The organism is Desulfotruncus arcticus DSM 17038 (genome assembly GCF_900113335.1).
GTDB lineage: Bacteria > Bacillota > Desulfotomaculia > Desulfotomaculales > Desulfallaceae > Desulfotruncus > Desulfotruncus arcticus.
In genome coordinates this window covers 113,979-131,353 of record NZ_FOOX01000009.1, presented here as the reverse complement: position 1 = coordinate 131,353, position 17,375 = coordinate 113,979, and the positions used below count along the sequence as shown (strand labels likewise).

General features: G+C 48.1%; 13 protein-coding genes and 1 tRNA gene. 6 read left to right on the top strand and 8 right to left on the bottom strand.

The features are described from left to right. Positions 1-8: 8 nt before the first annotated feature. From BM056_RS13145 to BM056_RS13125, 5 genes are all read left to right on the top strand, one after another. Positions 9-1,889 (top strand): NADH-quinone oxidoreductase subunit NuoF, encoded by a 1,881-nt coding sequence (locus BM056_RS13145; protein ID WP_092471888.1) that lies wholly within the window; start codon positions 9-11, stop codon positions 1,887-1,889. A gap of 42 nt (positions 1,890-1,931) precedes the next feature. After that, complete coding sequence (locus tag BM056_RS13140) at positions 1,932-3,950, top strand: [FeFe] hydrogenase, group A (RefSeq protein ID WP_092471887.1); 2,019 nt, start codon at positions 1,932-1,934, stop codon at positions 3,948-3,950. 12 nt (positions 3,951-3,962) lie between these two features. After that, a complete protein-coding gene (locus tag BM056_RS13135) occupies positions 3,963-5,693 on the top strand; it encodes a [Fe-Fe] hydrogenase large subunit C-terminal domain-containing protein (RefSeq protein WP_092471886.1) in 1,731 nt (576 codons plus the stop codon). A gap of 146 nt (positions 5,694-5,839) precedes the next feature. Then, the gene (locus BM056_RS13130; RefSeq protein ID WP_092471885.1) at positions 5,840-6,988 is read left to right on the top strand and encodes a SpoIIE family protein phosphatase; all 1,149 of its coding nucleotides are present in this window, start codon (positions 5,840-5,842) and stop codon (positions 6,986-6,988) included. Between the two features lie 30 nt (positions 6,989-7,018). After that, positions 7,019-8,464 carry an NAD-dependent epimerase/dehydratase family protein gene (locus BM056_RS13125; protein ID WP_165613516.1) on the top strand — a complete coding sequence of 482 codons (1,446 nt, stop codon included), beginning with the start codon at positions 7,019-7,021 and terminating at the stop codon, positions 8,462-8,464. 6 nt (positions 8,465-8,470) lie between these two features. Here BM056_RS13125 and BM056_RS13120 read toward each other — a convergent pair whose 3' ends face one another. Continuing rightward, positions 8,471-9,157, bottom strand: coding sequence for a rhomboid family intramembrane serine protease (locus BM056_RS13120; protein WP_092471883.1), 687 nt, complete (start codon positions 9,155-9,157; stop codon positions 8,471-8,473). A gap of 175 nt (positions 9,158-9,332) precedes the next feature. Next, positions 9,333-10,211 carry an ATP phosphoribosyltransferase gene (gene hisG, locus BM056_RS13115; RefSeq protein ID WP_092471882.1) on the bottom strand — a complete coding sequence of 293 codons (879 nt, stop codon included), beginning with the start codon at positions 10,209-10,211 and terminating at the stop codon, positions 9,333-9,335. Positions 10,212-10,723: 512 nt separating this feature from the next. On the opposite strand from hisG, the gene BM056_RS13110 reads away from it, so the two are divergent. After that, positions 10,724-11,443 carry an LCP family protein gene (locus BM056_RS13110; protein WP_092471881.1) on the top strand — a complete coding sequence of 240 codons (720 nt, stop codon included), beginning with the start codon at positions 10,724-10,726 and terminating at the stop codon, positions 11,441-11,443. 57 nt (positions 11,444-11,500) lie between these two features. Here the strand turns inward: BM056_RS13110 and leuS are convergent, their stop codons facing one another. The 6 genes from leuS to yqeK form a co-directional block, all read right to left on the bottom strand. Beyond that, entirely contained in the window at positions 11,501-13,984 is a 2,484-nt protein-coding gene (gene leuS / locus BM056_RS13105; RefSeq protein ID WP_092471880.1) for a leucine--tRNA ligase, read from the bottom strand. Positions 13,985-14,142: 158 nt separating this feature from the next. Further along, positions 14,143-15,804, bottom strand: a complete 1,662-nt coding sequence (locus tag BM056_RS13100; protein ID WP_092471879.1) for an AMP-binding protein — start codon at positions 15,802-15,804, stop codon at positions 14,143-14,145. Between the two features lie 105 nt (positions 15,805-15,909). After that, positions 15,910-15,985, bottom strand: a tRNA-Ala gene (locus tag BM056_RS13095). A 6-nt stretch (positions 15,986-15,991) separates the two neighbouring features. After that, on the bottom strand, positions 15,992-16,120 hold the full coding sequence (locus BM056_RS27275) for a hypothetical protein (protein ID WP_274377546.1): 129 nt from the start codon (positions 16,118-16,120) through the stop codon (positions 15,992-15,994). A gap of 190 nt (positions 16,121-16,310) precedes the next feature. After that, a complete protein-coding gene (gene rsfS, locus BM056_RS13090) occupies positions 16,311-16,664 on the bottom strand; it encodes a ribosome silencing factor (RefSeq protein WP_165613515.1) in 354 nt (117 codons plus the stop codon). A 108-nt stretch (positions 16,665-16,772) separates the two neighbouring features. Then, positions 16,773-17,348 (bottom strand): bis(5'-nucleosyl)-tetraphosphatase (symmetrical) YqeK, encoded by a 576-nt coding sequence (yqeK, locus tag BM056_RS13085; protein WP_092471877.1) that lies wholly within the window; start codon positions 17,346-17,348, stop codon positions 16,773-16,775. Positions 17,349-17,375: the final 27 nt, after the last annotated feature.

Below are 17,375 nucleotides of genomic sequence, written 5' to 3'. Positions count from 1 at the left end.
GTTTTTGTATGCTCAAATCAAGAGTTGATTTAATAGATTGCCAGACTGAATTAAAAGGTAAGCTGCGCCAAGAAAAAATGCGTATTTTGGTTTGTGCCGGCACCGGATGCGTGGCTAACGGCTCCTTACAAGTTTATGAGGCACTGCGGCAAAAACTCAAGGAACAGGGATTACCGGTAAAAATCGAACTTGCAGAAGAACTGTGGCCTGAGCCTTACGCGCTTAACATCAGCGGTTGTCATGGCTTTTGTGAAATGGGCCCGCTGGTGCGGATTGAGCCTGAGGGAGTTTTTTACCATCATGTCAAAATCAATGATGTTGCTGAAATAGTTGAAAAACATATTGTTGGCAATCAACTGGTTGAAAGGTTGTTATATCATCATCCGGCAAGTGGCATGGCGGTTAAAACCCAGGACGAAATTCCCTTTTACCAGAAACAAACGCGTATAGCCCTGGAGCACTGCGGGCGCATTAACCCCGATGATATTAATGATTGCCTGGCGCATGACGGTTATCAAGCTCTAGCCAGGGCAATATTTGAAATGACACCCGAAGAAGTAATTACCGAGGTCCAGGAATCAGGATTACGCGGCCGCGGCGGCGGGGGGTTCCCCACCGGGAAGAAGTGGCAGTTTGCCCGGGCTGCGCAAGGAGACAAAAAATATATCATTTGCAACGGGGATGAAGGTGACCCCGGTGCTTTTATGGACCGCAGCGTAATGGAAGGTGACCCGCACCGGGTGTTGGAAGGAATGATGATTGCCGGTTACGCCATCGGTGCCGACGAAGGTTATGTTTATGTACGGGCGGAATATCCGCTGGCAGTCCAACGTTTAAAACGCGCTGTTGCAGAGGCTCAACTGCTGGGCCTTTTAGGTCAAAGCATTTTAGGTACGGATTTTTGCTTTAAAATCAATATCAAAGAGGGTGCCGGCGCCTTCGTATGCGGCGAGGAGACGGCACTGATAGCCTCTATTGAAGGTGAACGGGGTATGCCCAAACCACGGCCGCCGTTTCCGGCCAACAAAGGTTTATGGGGCTGCCCTACAATTATCAATAACGTTGAAACACTGGCCAACCTGCCGTTTATTTTACTCAAGGGTGGGAAGTTGTTCCGCCGGTACGGCACCGCAACAAGTCCGGGCACTAAAACATTTGCCCTGGCCGGCCAGGTATCGCATACAGGTCTGGTGGAAATACCAATGGGCATGAGCCTGCGGGAATTGGTTTTTGATATTGGCGGCGGGCTTAGGGACGGAAAGCAATTCAAGGCTGTCCAAATTGGCGGCCCGTCGGGCGGCTGTCTTACCGAAGAGCACCTTGATTTACCTCTGGATTACGACGCGCTGAAAAAAGCAGGGGCTATGATTGGCTCCGGTGGACTGGTGGTCATGGGGCAGGACACCTGTATGGTCGAAGTTGCCAAGTTCTTTATGAATTTTGTACAAAATGAATCCTGCGGCAAGTGCGTCCCCTGCCGGGAAGGCACCAAGCGCATGCTGGAGCTTTTAACCAAAATTACCCGGGGGTTGGCCGATGAGACAGATCTGGCATTGCTGGAGGAACTGGCGCTGACGGTTCAGGACGGCTCGCTGTGCGGCCTGGGCAAAACCGCACCCAACCCGGTGTTAACCACGCTGAAGTATTTCAGGCACGAGTATGAGGCTCATGTGCGGGATAAAAAATGTCCCGCGGGGGTCTGCAAGGCCCTGCAGAATTACTTCATCGATCAGGAAAAATGCACGGGCTGCGGGCTATGCGCCAAACTCTGTCCCGCCGAGGCTATAACCGGGACTAAAAAAGAGCCGCATGTCATTGACACTTCCAAATGTGTAAAATGCGGCACATGTATGGAAAAATGCAAGTTTAGCGCAATTTATACGGCATAAATTGTGAATTTTATTACTAAACAAGTAAGGGGTGTTGAAAATATGCAAACCAGTCGGGTTATAATAGATGGTCAGTCAGTAGCAATTGGCAACGCCAAAAATATCTTGGAGCTTGTCAGACGTATAGGCATTGAACTGCCAACATTTTGCTACCATTCAGAACTGAGCGTGTACGGAGCGTGCCGCCTGTGCCTGGTAGAAGTTGAGAACGTAGGTCTGGTGGCTTCCTGCTCCACCCCGCCCACGGACGGAATGGTGATACGCACCAATACTGAGCGCACCCGGCGCCTGCGCCGGATGATTCTCGAGCTGCTGCTGGCCAATCACGACCGGGAGTGCCCAACCTGCTCTAAAAACACTACCTGTAAACTGCAAAAATTGGCTAAACAATATGGGGTTGACGAGATACGTTTTGGTAAGCGGGATATCAAACTGCCAATTGATCATTCAAGCTGCAGTATTGTTAAAGATCCCAATAAGTGCATCCTGTGCGGTGACTGTGTACGCGTATGCAAGGAAGTACAGGGGCTGGGTATCTGGGATTTTGCCCACCGGGGCAGTAAGACTCTGGTAACCACCGCTTTCGGTAAAGATTTGGCCGATGTGGCCTGCATCAACTGCGGCCAGTGTGTGGCTGTTTGCCCCACCGGCGCCCTGACGGTAAAGTCAGAAGTAGAGCAAGCCTGGGCGGCCATTCATGATCCCGGGAAAACAGTGGTGGTGCAAATTGCTCCGGCAGTACGGGTGGCTTTGGGTGAAGAGTTTGGCTTGGCGGCCGGTTCGGCAGTTACCGGTAAAATTGTGGCCGCATTAAAGAAAATGGGCGTTGATAAAGTATTTGACACGCTTTTTACTGCTGACCTGACTACCATTGAAGAATCAATGGAATTTCTGAGCCGCCTGGAAAACGAAGGCAGGCTTCCGCTATTCACTTCCTGCTGTCCCGGTTGGGTAAAATACTGTGAGCAGACGCACGCCGATATGATTGATCATCTTTCCAGCTGCCGGTCGCCGCAGCAGATGTTTGGCTCACTGATTAAAAAACACTATGCGAAAAAAATTGGCAAAACCCCTGCTGAAGTAGTATGTATCTCTGTAATGCCCTGCACGGCCAAAAAATTTGAGGCTAAAAGACCTGAATTTACCACTGAGGGCGTCTATGATGTGGATATTGTTTTAACCACGGTGGAAATGGCCCAAATGATTAAAGAATTCGGTATTGTATTTAACGAACTGGAGCCGGCCGGCTTTGACAACCCGCTTGGTATGGGCTCAGGAGGGGCTTTAATCTTTGGCGCCTCAGGCGGGGTAATGGAATCAGTGGTCCGGTATATAGCCGGTTATACCGGCGGCCACGAAGTGGGCCGAATTGATTTCTATCCGGCTCGCGGTATCCAAGGACTTAAAGAGGCGGAAGTTGCCGTGAATGACCGGAAGTTAAAGGTAGCGGTAGTTAACGGGATCAATAATGCTGAAAGACTGATCCAGCGCCTAAAAACGGGAGAAATAATGTATCATATCGTAGAAGTTATGGCCTGTCCGGGTGGCTGTATCGGCGGCGGCGGGCAGCCGGATATCAATAACACCTCAACCAGAATACAGAGGTTGAATTCGATTTATCAGCTGGATGCTATTGAACAGGTGCACAAGGCTCAGGATAACGTGTACGTCAATAAAATAATTAACGAATGGCTCAAAGGGTTTGATACTCGCACCGCCCACCATGATCTGCACACCAGTTATGTCCACCGGCGCAGGATAAGCGGCAAGCCGATGCAAATAACGGATTTATCAGGGGAAGATATGGTGGAAGTTGCAGTTTGCATAGGTACCGGGTGCTACCTGCGGGGTTCTTATGACGTTTTAAACCAATTTACTGATCTGGTAAGGCAGTGCGGCCTGGAGAAGTATATCAAACTTAACGGCACATTTTGCCTGGAGCACTGTGACCAGGGAGTCTCGGTCAAGGTGGGCGATGAGATTATTACCGGTGTAACACCGCAAAACGCCGCCAAGGTTTTTAAAACCAGAATAGCCGTTCATGCCAATGTGCCGATTTAAGGGGCTTTATATATGGATTTAATCATTACCAATGAAGCCAGGTGCCGGGATTGTTACCGTTGTCTCAGGGCCTGTCCGGTCAAGGCTATCCGCATCCGCACCGGTGACGATGCAGACACACTGCATGCCCAGGTGATTACAGAGCTTTGTGTACAGGATGCCCGGTGTGTTCTGGTATGCCCGCAGAAGGCTAAAAAAGTCGTTTCTGAGCTGGAACAAGTTAAATTACATTTACAACATGGGGTTCCTATGGCTGTAGGGGTGGCTCCCTCCTTTGTGGCGGGGCTGCCCCTGCCGGAACCGGGGCAGATGCCGGCTTTACTCCGCCGCATGGGCTTCAGACACGTGCAGGAAACTTCCCTGGGGGCGGAACTGGTAGCGGCTCAGCATCACAGATTGGGTTTGGATAAACCGCTTATCAGCAGCGCCTGCCCGGTGGTGGTGAATTTAATTGAGAAACATTACCCTGAGCTGATACCTTTACTGGCACCGGTGGTTTCACCAATGATTGCCCACGGGCGCTATATGAAACAATTATATCCGGATCACCTTACGGTGTTTATCGGCCCCTGCGCCGCCAAGAAGGAGGAGGCGCAAACACCCGGGATACGTGACGCCATTGATTTTGCGCTGGGCTTCGATGAATTCTGGGAATGGGTGCGGGAAGAAGGTTTATACCCGGACGGGCTGAAACCGGAAGTATTTGACGGTCCGCAGCCCGATCTGGCTCGTTTGTTTCCCATTGAGGGAGGGATGGCCCGAACCATTGCCGGGAACATAAAAACCGAAGCGCAATTTACCGCCATTACCGGTCTGCAAAACTGTATTGAATTTTTAAGCTATCTGTCCCGCAACAAAACCGTCCTCCCGGGGCTAATGGAACTGCTGGCCTGCCGCGGTGGCTGCATTGACGGTCCTCTGATGCTGGGTCGGAATGAAGATATCTTTGTCCGCCGTCAAAAGGTAATTAATTATTACAGGGCGACAGCCGTTCAGGGGAACAAGGATAACGGCGCCACCGAAGCAGATTTGCCTGCGGAACTGATGGTCAGAAATTTTATCAACCGGAAAGTAATCCTGCCCTTACCGGATGAGCAAGCTATCAGGCAGATATTAGCCCGGACCGGTAAATATCACCCCGAAGATGAACTCAACTGCGGCGCTTGCGGTTATGATTCCTGCCGGGATAAGGCCGTGGCGGTATATCAGGGCAATGCTGAAGTGCAGATGTGCATCCCCTACATGCGCCGACGGGCGGAATCCATGTCTGCCCTGGTAATGAATGCCATGCCCAATGCCATTATCTTAGTCAATCACGACCTGGTCATTAAGGAGGTAAACCCGGCCGGTGAACATATGTTTACCGGCACAGCTGCAGAAATAGTGGGTCAAAAACTAAATAAATTTATAGAGCCCGACAGCTTTTTACAGGTGCTGCAAACAGGCAAAATGATCAATAACGTGACAGTTTATTCTCAAATGGATATGGTTATTCGTCAAGTAATCTTTCCGTTAAAAAATGAAAAAATTATAGTAGGCATTTTGGTTGACATTACTGCAGAGAAAAAACACCGCGAGCAATTTGAACTGGTTAAAGCGCAAACTATTGCCCGGGCCCAGGAAGTAATAACCAAACAAATGCAGGTAGCCCAGGAAATTGCCGGTTTATTGGGCGAGACCACCGCTGAGACAAAAGTGCTTTTAACCAAGTTAATTGAATTAATGAGGCAGGAGCCTTTATAAAGAAGACTTGGTTCAGGTGGGGTTTTGACCCCACCTGAACCTTAGTCGCACTTATTTCGAGTTTATCGCCGCTTAACTCCCTCCTGTAGAGGCGGGAGTCTTAGCGGCGGTTAACGAGATAAAGTTCGAAAGGAGCATTCCCGCCCGTGAAAATCTGCGTAGATATTGGAACTGCCCGCCTGGTTAAATATGGTGAAGAATTGTGTGGCGACAGCATAGAGGTTGTCCATACCGGTACCGACCACATTATAGTGGTTGCCGACGGCCTTGGCAGTGGTGTTAAAGCCAACATTCTTTCCCGCCTTACGGCTAAAACAGCCAGCACCATGCTTAAAATGGGCGGGCGCATAGAAGATGTTATGGAAACGCTGGGGCAAACGCTGCCTATCTGCAGGGTACGCAAGCTGGCTTACAGCACCTTTACCGTTCTGCAATTAAAGCAGGACGGCTGTGCCTATTTAATAGAATACGAAAATCCGGCTGTCTTTTTCGGGCGGCATAATACTATAATTGGGCTTGAGACAAATAAAAGAAATATTGGTGGAAAAGTCATCCGGGAAAGCTTTTTTAATGTCCATGCAGATAATTGGTTGGTTATTGTCAGCGACGGGGTGCTGTATGCCGGCGCCGGTAAAACATGGGACATGGGGCTGGGCCGGGAACGAATGACAGCTTATTTAACAGATACGTTTTCGATGCAAAAGGGAGCCGCGGAATGGGCCGGCGAGATTGCCTGCTTATGCAATAATATCTATGCCGGAAAACCCGGTGATGACGCCAGTATAGCAGTAATCAAGGTACGTAGGCCCAAACGGGTTACCGTATTAATAGGGCCTCCCCAAAATAAGGAAGAAGACATTATGGTAGTTGACAGGTTTATGCGCAGCGAAGGCGTTAAAGTGGTATGTGGCGGCACCACGGGCAACATAGTAGGACGCGTTTTGGGAAGAAATGTGCGCGTTGACCTGTCTTCGCGTACTGAACGGGTTCCTCCTGTGGGTATTATACCGGGTATTGATCTGGTAACCGAAGGTGCCATAACGCTGGTAGATGCTCTGGATTTATTAAAAAGCAGGCCCGGGATCAAGGATTTCAGCGGCCGGGACGGAGCCAGCCGGCTGGCTGCCTTGTTAGCGGCAGCAGACAGCGTGCACTTTATTATCGGTCAGGCGACCAACCCCGGCCAACAGGGCACCGGAGTGCCGACCATTTATATTTACAAACGGTATATTATCCGCGATTTAATCCGGGTGCTGCAGGAGGCGGGAAAAACCGTTACCGAAGAATATCACTAATTAATGCACTCATTGTTGGAGGTGTATAAATTGCCTACTAATCCGAATTACAGGCCGGTGGTAGCGGTGGCGGGGGCTACCGGTTTTGTGGGGCAGGCTTTATTGCCGGCGTTAAAATCCCGGTACCGGCTAATATGTCTTACCAGACATACTGTTCATGAAGAAGAATCCGCTTGTGGTTTGGATGTCAGCTGGCGACAGTGCGATATTTTTTCGCTCAACGACATAGAACAGGCTCTTTGCGGCGCTGATTATGCTTTTTATCTAGTCCATTCAATGATGCCTACTGCGCGGTTAACGCAAGGTAATTTTCAGGACATGGATTTAATTCTAGCCGACAATTTCGCCCGCGCCGCCGCCCTGGCCGGTGTAAGGCAAATAATTTACCTGGGGGGACTTTTCCCCCCCAACCAGAAAAGATTATCCCGTCATTTATACAGCCGGCGCGAGGTTAAAGAAACACTTGGTGCTTACGGCGTTCCGGTAACGTCAATTCAAGCCGGTTTGATAGTTGGCTCCAACGGCAGTTCTTTTCGCATTGTTACCCGCCTGGTAAAACAATTCAAAGTCATAGCTGTACCCAGGGTAATGCTTTCACTAACTCATCCCATCGCACTATCAGATATTGTTCAAATTTTAGTTTACTGCCTGGGAAGAAAAGAAACCTATAACCGCTGTTTTGATGTAGGTGGCCCGGACGTGATGACTTATCTTGAAATGATCAAACAAACATCAGCAGTAATGGGGTATAAACCACGAATAGTTACAGTACCTACCATCCTGCCGGCCCTCACAAGCTGGTTATTGAGTTTTTTCACCAAATCACCAAAAGCCCTGGTAGCCCCCCTGGTAGAAAGCTTGAAGCATGTTATGGTAGCCAAAGATCTTGTTCTGCAGGAGCAAATGAATTTAACAGGTCTGCCCTTTAAAGAGGCGGTTAAAATAGCCATCAAAAAAGATGACGGTCAAACAGAATTTATTAAACCCCCAAAAGTAACCGGGAATAAATCACCGGAAAAAGAAGTATTGAATGTTCGCTCGGTTCAAAGATTGCCTTTGCCGGCAGGTAAAGATGCACATTGGGTCGCCAGGCAATACTCACAATGGCTGCCAATGTTTTTTCGGAGCCTGGTAAAAGTTAAAGTCGACCAGGCTGGTAATTGCTATTTTTATTTTTTCTTTATGAAAAATAAATCCTTGCTGGACTTATCCTTTTCAGAAGACCGCAGCTTTAATGACCGGCCTATTTATTATATAACCGGCGGCTTAATGGCGCATCTTAATCTTCTTCCGCATCCCGGTCGATTGGAATTCCGCCGGGTCTTGCAAAATAAATATATACTGGTGGCCATACATGATTATGTCCCCACCCTACCCTGGTTCATATATAATTTAACCCAGGCCCCGCTGCACCTTTGGGTCATGCATAATTTTAGGCGTTATTTATCTAAAAAGCTACTCCTGGCCCGGGAGTAGCTTTTGTTACGGTCGGTAATACCCCCTAACCCTTCTGGGGGCCATGGTTTTTATTAACAACGCCCCAATAATGAACCCTCCAACATGGGCCCACCAGGCCACCGGGTTGACTGAACCACCAAGAGTAGCCACACCATTAAAAATCTGAATAACAAACCAGAGGGCTATGAATATTAAGGCAGGAATCTCCACCAGGGTAAAAATAATAAAAATGGGTATTAGTGCAAGTACGCGGGAACGCGGGAACGCCACCACATAAGCGCCTAACACACCGGCTATAGCGCCGCTGGCGCCAACTACCGGAATGGTGGATGCCGGATTTGATAAAAAGTGGGCCACACCGCCGGCAACCCCTGCTGCCAGGTAAAACAAAAGATATTTTAAATGCCCCAGACGGTCTTCAATGTTATCCCCAAAAACCCAAAGAAACAGCATATTACCGATAACGTGTACCCATCCGCCGTGGATAAACATGGACGTAAACAGGTTAATTATAACCGGGGTAATTGACGCACCTGAAGTAAATATATCAAGAACTCTGGCAGGCACTAGACCAAATATATAAAAGACTTGGTTTAGCTGCTGGGGGCCAATCATTACCTCCCATGCATAGATAACCAGGTTTAAGATAATAATGCTCAGGTTTACAATGGGAAAGGTTCTTGACCGGATACTGTCCCTGAGTGGTATCATTTTTTTCTCCTCATGTATTATTTAGATTGGTAAACAGCCCTTACACAATACTATTGCTTTTTATCTATTTTGTGCAATAAATGAGTATAAAATTAAAAAAAGCGCGCTCAATCAGTTCCCTTAGCGCACGCTTTTAGATAGTCTTTTTTATATGCCTCAACGAGAGAACACAATTTTACGGTATGACTTTATTTAAAGGATATTCAATGATATCCTGAGCCCCGGCGTTGCGCAAGGCCGGAATTAAATCGCGAACCTGTTTTTCCGGCAGCACCACTTCAACTGCCAGCCAGTCACTGTTGATCAGCTGGGCAACCGTTGGATGCTTCATGGCGGGCAATATCGCCAGCACATCTTCCAGCTTGCCTTTCGGTAAATTCATTTTCAAGCCGACTTTGGAATCTGCGCGCAGCGCCCCTTCCAGTAAAACCGCCAGGTTTTTAAGTTTTTCTCTGATAAAAGGGTTCTCCCAGGCCTGTTTGTTGGCGTGCAGCCTGGTGGTGGATACCAGAATTGTATCAATTATCTTTAATTTATTGGCTCTTAATGAACTTCCGGTCTCTGTAATATCTACAATAGCGTCCACCAGATGAGGCACTTTAACCTCGGTAGCCCCATAACTAAATTCAACATTGGCTGTAACGTTATTCTTGGCCAGGTAATTGCGAGTAAGCCGAACCAGTTCGGTGGCAATGCGTTTCCCTTGCAAATCCTGCACAGAATGAATATTGCTGTTTTCAGCCACCGCAATGATAACCCGGATGGGATTTGTTGTCTGTTTGGAATAGGTTAAATCTGCAACTTCCACTACATCGGCTTCGTTCTCCAAAATCCAGTCCAGTCCGCTGAGCCCGGCATCCAAAACCCCTTCATTAACATAGCGGGGTATTTCCTGGGCCCGCATGAGTATAACTTCAATCTCGGGGTCGTCGATGGACGGAAAGTATGACCGGCTGCGCACCGAAATATTGAACCCGGCCCGCTTAAACAGCTGAAAAGTTGATTCCTGTAAGCTACCTTTCGGTAGTCCCAACCTGAGCACTTGTTCTGACATATTAGGCTTCCTCCCGTTACTTTATCTCGTTATCTATTTAGCGTATTAAAGCCTTTTACAAGTATATACCGACTATTACCCACTGTCAAGAGAATGTGTTAATATATGTTATATAAGTCCCCATACGGCAACCCGGTGCACCCCCGGATCACCCATTAATATTTAGGACGTGATGAAACTGTCTTTGAATCAATATGAGCTTTCTATAGTTAAGATCACCAAAGGTCACGTGTTCTTCAGCCTGATAGTCAACGACTATCTCGCCAATACAGACGGATATATCTGTTTGTCCAAGGAAGACTTCGAGCAGTTATACCGCGACCTCTTCCGTTCTTCCAGAGGACACTGCGTAAAAAGTTTCAGTACCAATCCTCCCACAGAGTTTTACTTTTAATCTCAAAACTACTTGTATTATACCAGAGGAATTTGGAAAAAATGACATTTAGTGCAGCGACACAAAAGTCCTGAACCGAAAACTAACATTTTTCATACCAGTGGAAAGGAATCCATTTATGCGCAATAGGACAACCCTGTTAATTCTCCTGGCACTGCTCGCCGCCTGTTTTTTGCATATTTCCACAGCAACAGCCGCCCCCAACAACAGAACACCCGACAGCATTATTATCATCTGGACTGACGGCTCCAAACTAAAAGCGGTAAACCTGACTTTCCTTCCTGACCCACAAGGGCCCATCGGCATTATCTCAGTGCCCCGGTATACCTGGTTAGCCAGCGGTCAACAGTCGCTAACCGTTGAAGACTACTATCAAAAATATGGGCGGCAAAAATTAATCGACCGTCTGGAAGAATTATTCGGCACATCAATCGGAGCATTTATCAAAATAGACCAGCAGGCATTGGTGAATGTTAGTAATGTCATGGGACAAATACCGATGAACGGCCAACAAACCACCCTGTTGGATGTTTTTGAAGGCAAATACACCAATAAGCCGGTCAACCTCCAGGAGGAGATACGGCAGCTGGCCGGCGCCATGATTACACCTGCGGTAATTATTAAATCACCTCAAATACTTTGGATTTTTTGCACCGAGGTGGAAAGCAACATCGGAAGCAGCCATATTATGGCTTACTATAAAATGATTCGTTCCAACGGCCCCGGCGTACTGCAAAAAAGCGATGTACCCGGCAATGACCTGGTGGTTGGCAATAGAAAGCTCCGGCAGGTCCAACCGGACACATGGTCCAAAACTTTAAAAGATGTAACCTCGTAATGCTAAAAGTGAAATCATAAAAGGCACTGATTTTTTCAGTGCCTTTTGCTGCCTTTTCTACTTAACCACAATATTAACCAGCTTGCCTGGTACAGGAATCACTTTAACTACTTTTTTGTCTCCTATCAGCTCTTTTACCCGATCCTGATCCATTACGAGCTCCTTCATGGCCTCCGCGTCAATTTCAGCCGGCACCAGCATCCGGTCCCGCACCTTTCCGTTGATCTGAACCACGATAGTGATTTCATCTTCAACGATAGCCTCGGGGTCAAATCCGGGCCAGGACTGGGAGTGAATACTGCCCTGATGTCCTGTTTTCGCCCACAGTTCTTCGGCTATATGGGGGGCAAACGGCGCCAACAGCAGCAGCAGCGAGTCTACAGCCTCCTTCATTATCCACGGCTCGCGGTCGGTTTCGGGGACTTCACGGAATTGGTACATGGCGTTAACCAGTTCCATAATCGCACTTACAGCTGTATTGAAATTGAAGCGTTTGTCTATGTCCTCGGTAACTTTTTTGATGGAGTGATGGGTAACCCGGCGCATATCCCTGTTGACGCCGACGAATTTAGCCGGACGGTTAATATTGCTGCCTGAAAGCGTGGTGCCCAGCGGTTCCACCAGGCGCCAGACCCGGTTCAGGAAGCGATAACAGCCCTCGACCCCCTGGTCACTCCATTCCAAATCACGTTCCGGAGGCGAGGCAAACAAAATGAACAGGCGGGCGGTATCAGCCCCATAAGTGGCAACAATATCTTCAGGACTTACCACATTACCCTTGGATTTACTCATTTTGGCGCCGTCCTTGAGCACCATACCCTGGGTTAATAAATTGGTAAACGGTTCATCGTTGTCAATTAAATTAATATCTTTAAGCACCTTGGTGAAAAATCTGCTGTACAGCAGGTGCAGTATCGCGTGCTCAACACCGCCAATATACTGGTCCACCGGCAACCAGTTCCTAACCTTGTCAGGACCCCAGGCGTTGTCTTCGTCCCGGGGACTGGTATAACGATAGTAATACCAGGAGGAACACATAAAAGTATCCATGGTATCGGTTTCCCGCCGTGCTTTACCGCCACAGGTCGGACAGGTTGTGTTGACAAATCCGGGGTGGTCTTCCAACGGCGAGCGGCCGGTCGGCTTAAAGGCCACATCCATTGGCAGCATTACAGGTAAATCCTCTTCAGGTACCGGCACCGCACCGCATTTTTCACAGTAGACAATAGGAATGGGAGCACCCCAATACCTCTGTCTGGAAATCAGCCAATCCCGCAGCCTGTAATTCACTCTTCCCTGTCCTAATCCCTTTTGCTCCAGGAAACGGGTGACCGCCGCTATGCCGTCGCGTTTTGGAGTACCGTTAAACTTACCGGAGTTTATCATCAGACCTTCGCCGTCATAAGCTTCGGTCATTGTGTCAGGGTTTAATTCTACTCCTTCCGGCTGAATCACCACCCTGATGGGAAGATTATATTTGCGGGCAAATTCAAAGTCCCGCTGGTCATGAGCAGGCACTCCCATAACGGCGCCGGTGCCATATTCCATTAAAACATAGTTGGCTACCAGAATTGGTATTTTTTCATCATTCACCGGGTTAATACAATAAGCCCCTGTAAAATGGCCGATCTTTTCGGACTCGGTTGACGTCCTGGTGATTTCGCTTTGGTTGCGCACGGACTCTGCAAAATCCCTGATTTTCTCAGCCTGCTCCTGGCCCTCAATCAGCTTTTCTACCAGGGGATGCTCCGGGGCCAAAACCATATAGGTCACCCCGAAAACAGTGTCCGGCCTGGTGGTAAACACGGTCATGCTTTCATCCAAACCATCCACGGAGAAGGTGATCTCAGCGCCTTCGCTCCGGCCGATCCAGTTTTCCTGCATAATTTTAACTTTATCGGGCCAGCCCGCAAGTTTATCAAGATCTTCCAGCAACCTGTCCGCGTAATCAGTGATTTTAAAGAACCACTGTTCCAGTTCCCTTTTTTCAACATCGCTTTTACAGCGTTCGCAGGCGCCCTCTTTAACTTGCTCATTGGCCAGCACTGTGGCGCAGGAAGGACACCAGTTTACAGCAGCTTTTTTCTTGTAAGCCAGTCCCTGCTTGTATAACTGCAGGAACAACCACTCAGTCCATTTATAATAACCAGGATGGCAGGTTGCCACCTCCCGGTTCCAATCATAACTGATACCCAATTGTTTAAGCTGGGTGCGCATGGTGTCGATATTTTCATAAGTCCACCGGGCAGGGTGCAAAGCACCGTGTTTGATGGCAGCGTTTTCAGCAGGCAGGCCGAAAGCATCCCAGCCCATGGGATGCAATACGTTAAAGCCCTGCATCGTTTTAAACCTGGCCACCACATCTCCTATGGAGTAGTTGCGCACGTGACCCATGTGCAATTTCCCGGACGGATAGGGAAACATCTCCAGACAATAATATTTGGGCCGATCGCTAAAATCGGGAACGGAATATAAATCCTGCTCAGACCACGCTTTTTGGCATTTTGCTTCAATTTCTTTAAAATCGTAGCGATCCTTCATGACTTCCTCCTTAATAATGAAACCGGCAACCCGCTTAACATAAGTAAAAACAGGCTCGCCGGCAAAATATCGTTATTATTCAGAGTTCAATGGTTAGAATGCCATGAACCGGGTTCTCTCATTCTGACTCCTGACTCCTGATTTCTGACTCCTGTTTTTTAAGCCGTACCTAACATGTCATCATCAATAATCAGGTTTTTTATCGCCATTTCCCGCAGCTTATATTTTTGCACCTTACCGTTGGTCGTAGTAGGATAAGCTGATACAAAGTTGATATGGGAAGGTATTTTATATCTGGCAATCTTCCCGACACAGTATTTTTTAATATCTTCTGCGGTTACTTGCGCTCCCTCTCTCAGTTGAATGAAGGCCATGACTTCCTCACCATATTTCTTGCTGGGCACACCCACAACCTGCACATCTTTAACCTGCGGATGAGTATACAGGAATTCCTCAACTTCGCGGGGGTAAATGTTTTCCCCTCCTCTGATAATCATGTCCTTAATTCGACCGGTAATACGCAGGTAGCCGTTCTCATCCATAATACCCAGATCGCCCGTATGAAGCCATCCATCCCGGTCAATGGCGGCCGCGGTCGCTTCCGGCATCTTGTAATAACCCTTCATCACGTTGTAACCCCTTGCGCACACCTCTCCCTGGCTGCCCGGGAGCAATTCACCGCCATCCACGGGATCAACCACTTTAACCTCAACACCCTCTAAAGCCTTGCCAACAGTTGAAACTCTAATTTCCAGCGGGTCGTCAACCCTGGTCATGGTAATACCCGGTGCGGCTTCAGTCTGACCATAAGTAATAACAATCTCACGCATGTTCATTTTTTCTACTACAGCTCTCATAATCTCAATCGGACACGGTGCCCCGGCCATAATGCCGGTACGCAGGGATGAGGTGTCAAAAGGTTGATTTGCCAGAACATCAAGCTCAGTTATAAACATGGTCGGCACGCCGTGCAGCGCAGTACATCTTTCCTGCTCAACCGCCTCCAATACCTTTAAGGGATTGAACCCCTCCATCATCACCATGGTGGCGGTTGCCGTAACGCAGGTCAGGGTTCCCAGCACGCAGCCAAAGCAATGAAACAGCGGCACCGGTATGCACAGCCGGTCATCGGGCGAAAAGCTCATGCACTGGCCGATACTGACTGCATTCCCCACCAGGTTGTTGTGAGTAAGCATAACACCTTTGGGAAAGCCGGTAGTACCTGAGGTATATTGCATATTGACAACATCATCAGGATCAAGTGAAGCCTGCCGGGCGGTCAGTTCCTGGTCGGAGATTCCCTCGCCAAGAGTAATCATTTCATCCCAGGAGAATACGCCGGGCCTCGGGTCGTCGCCAATATAAACTAAATTTCGCAGCATAGGGAGTTTTTTACTGTTAAGCCTGCCAGGCATATTGTTTTTAAGTTCAGGGCAAAGTTCATAAACCATATCCAAGTAATTAGAATCCTTGATGCCACTGGAAAAAATTAAAGTCGTGGCATCAGAGTGCCGCAGCAGGTAATCCAGTTCAAAAAGTTTATAATTAGTATTAACAGTCACCAGAACCGCACCCATTTTGGCGCTGGCAAACTGGGTTATTACCCACTCCTGAACGTTAGGGGCAAGAATTGCTATATGTTCTCCCCTTTTGATGCCCAGGGCCATTAAACCCTTAGCCACTTTATTGCATTCATGCTGGAACTGGCGGTAAGTATACCTGATGTTCTTTTCCGGATACACCACCGCTTCATTTTGCGGGTACCTGCCCGCCGAGCGGTCAAGCAAATCTCCTATTGTGATCCGACCGTTTTGTTTCAAGCCCGCAACTCCTCCCCCAAAAGATTTATAAAAACAAAAAACCCTCATCCCAGTCTAGGGACGAGAGGTTTACCCGTGGTACCACCCTAATTGATAAAGTCAAACTGGTGGAGATGAGGGGAATCGAACCCCTGACCTCTTGAATGCCATTCAAGCGCTCTCCCAACTGAGCTACATCCCCATGACTTTAACCACTCAATGCAGATAACGGCATACACCGGACCGGAATACAAAATTTTCTTCCGGTCAACTCCGGGGCGAGTTCTCCCAAATCCCCCACCGCCTCGCACCAACCGGCGGCTCTCTGTAAGTTCATACGGGTTACTGCTCCCCTTCACTGTAGCTATCACAATTCAACTGGAGATTATTATAAAATAATCAGTTTGTAAAGTCAACGAAAAATATTGTATATTTAGAATTAAAAAAATATACCCTGCCATATATGGCAAGGACTTGGATATTTAAAAACGCACGCACCAATAGAAATTGGTTTTAACTCGCGTCTTTTATAAACCTGGTGCTTGAATTACAGGAGCGTCGCCCCACAGGTGTTCTAAATTGTAAAAGCTGCGATCTTCTTCGTGGAAAATATGCACAACAACTGAGCCGTAATCAAGTAAAATCCAGCGCCCTGTTTGGTATCCTTCAATGCGCTGTTTCATCATTCCATGCTGCTTCAACCGATCCCCGATTTCTTCGGCAATTGCCCGGGCGTGTATAGGCGACCTACTGCTGCAAATGATAAAATAATCCGCGATTACGGAAACTTTACCTATGTTAAGCACAGTAATATTAAAAGCTTTTTTCTCCTCCGCCGATTCAACGGCAAGCCGTACCAATTCTTGCGGATCAGTTATCAACAAGCAATCCCCCTTTTCTTTAGTTATATTATTATTCGCCCGCGATCCAAAAAGTTCCTGCTTTTTGACGGGAAACAATTAATTATACATTTTCAACCATTATTGGTTTCAACTGGCACCACCGAGCTCCTGCAATAACCAGTTGCGTGTGGCGACAGCCCCGGGATGAATGGGCCCTCCCGATTGGATTGAAAGCTTTATCGTCATATTCAAAGATTCCAGCACAGCCCTGTCCAGATTCTCGAATGCTGTTTTACGCAATAATTCAACCCCGGGGAACCGTCGTCCCGGCTCAATTTTATCTGCTAAATACACAATTTTGTCCAGCACACCCATTTCCGGCTCACCCAGCGTATGCAGTGCGATAGCTTTCAGGACTTGATCATCATCCACGCCAAATTGCTGTTGCGCCAGGGTTGCACCAAGCCTGGCGTGCAGTAATACCGGCATCTCCCGCTCAATAGCATCAATGGCCAGGCCATAAATTTCCGCCATTGCCAATAATTCATTAGCACCCAAATCCCTGGCGCAATCATGCAGCAGCCCGGCAACCCCGGCTTTTTCCAGGTCTCCACCGTGCCTTTCAGCCAGTTTAACCGCTGTGTTGCTGGTGTTTAAACAGTGTTCAAACCTTTTATTACTAAGAATAGCCTGTAAGCGTTCCAAATAAAACTTGACATCCAATTTCTAATCTCCCTACAAAAGAAAACC

What these genes read in the sequence shown, in the direction of transcription:
- BM056_RS13145 (WP_092471888.1), top strand. Translation starts at nt 9, where the DNA reads ATGCTCAAATCAAGAGTTGATTTAATAGATTGCCAGACTGAATTAAAA.
- BM056_RS13140 (WP_092471887.1), top strand. Translation starts at nt 1,932, where the DNA reads ATGCAAACCAGTCGGGTTATAATAGATGGTCAGTCAGTAGCAATTGGC.
- BM056_RS13135 (WP_092471886.1), top strand. Translation starts at nt 3,963, where the DNA reads ATGGATTTAATCATTACCAATGAAGCCAGGTGCCGGGATTGTTACCGT.
- BM056_RS13120 (WP_092471883.1), bottom strand. Translation starts at nt 9,157, where the DNA reads ATGATACCACTCAGGGACAGTATCCGGTCAAGAACCTTTCCCATTGTA.
- hisG (WP_092471882.1), bottom strand. Translation starts at nt 10,211, where the DNA reads ATGTCAGAACAAGTGCTCAGGTTGGGACTACCGAAAGGTAGCTTACAG.
- BM056_RS13110 (WP_092471881.1), top strand. Translation starts at nt 10,724, where the DNA reads ATGCGCAATAGGACAACCCTGTTAATTCTCCTGGCACTGCTCGCCGCC.
- leuS (WP_092471880.1), bottom strand. Translation starts at nt 13,984, where the DNA reads ATGAAGGATCGCTACGATTTTAAAGAAATTGAAGCAAAATGCCAAAAA.
- BM056_RS27275 (WP_274377546.1), bottom strand. Translation starts at nt 16,120, where the DNA reads ATGAACTTACAGAGAGCCGCCGGTTGGTGCGAGGCGGTGGGGGATTTG.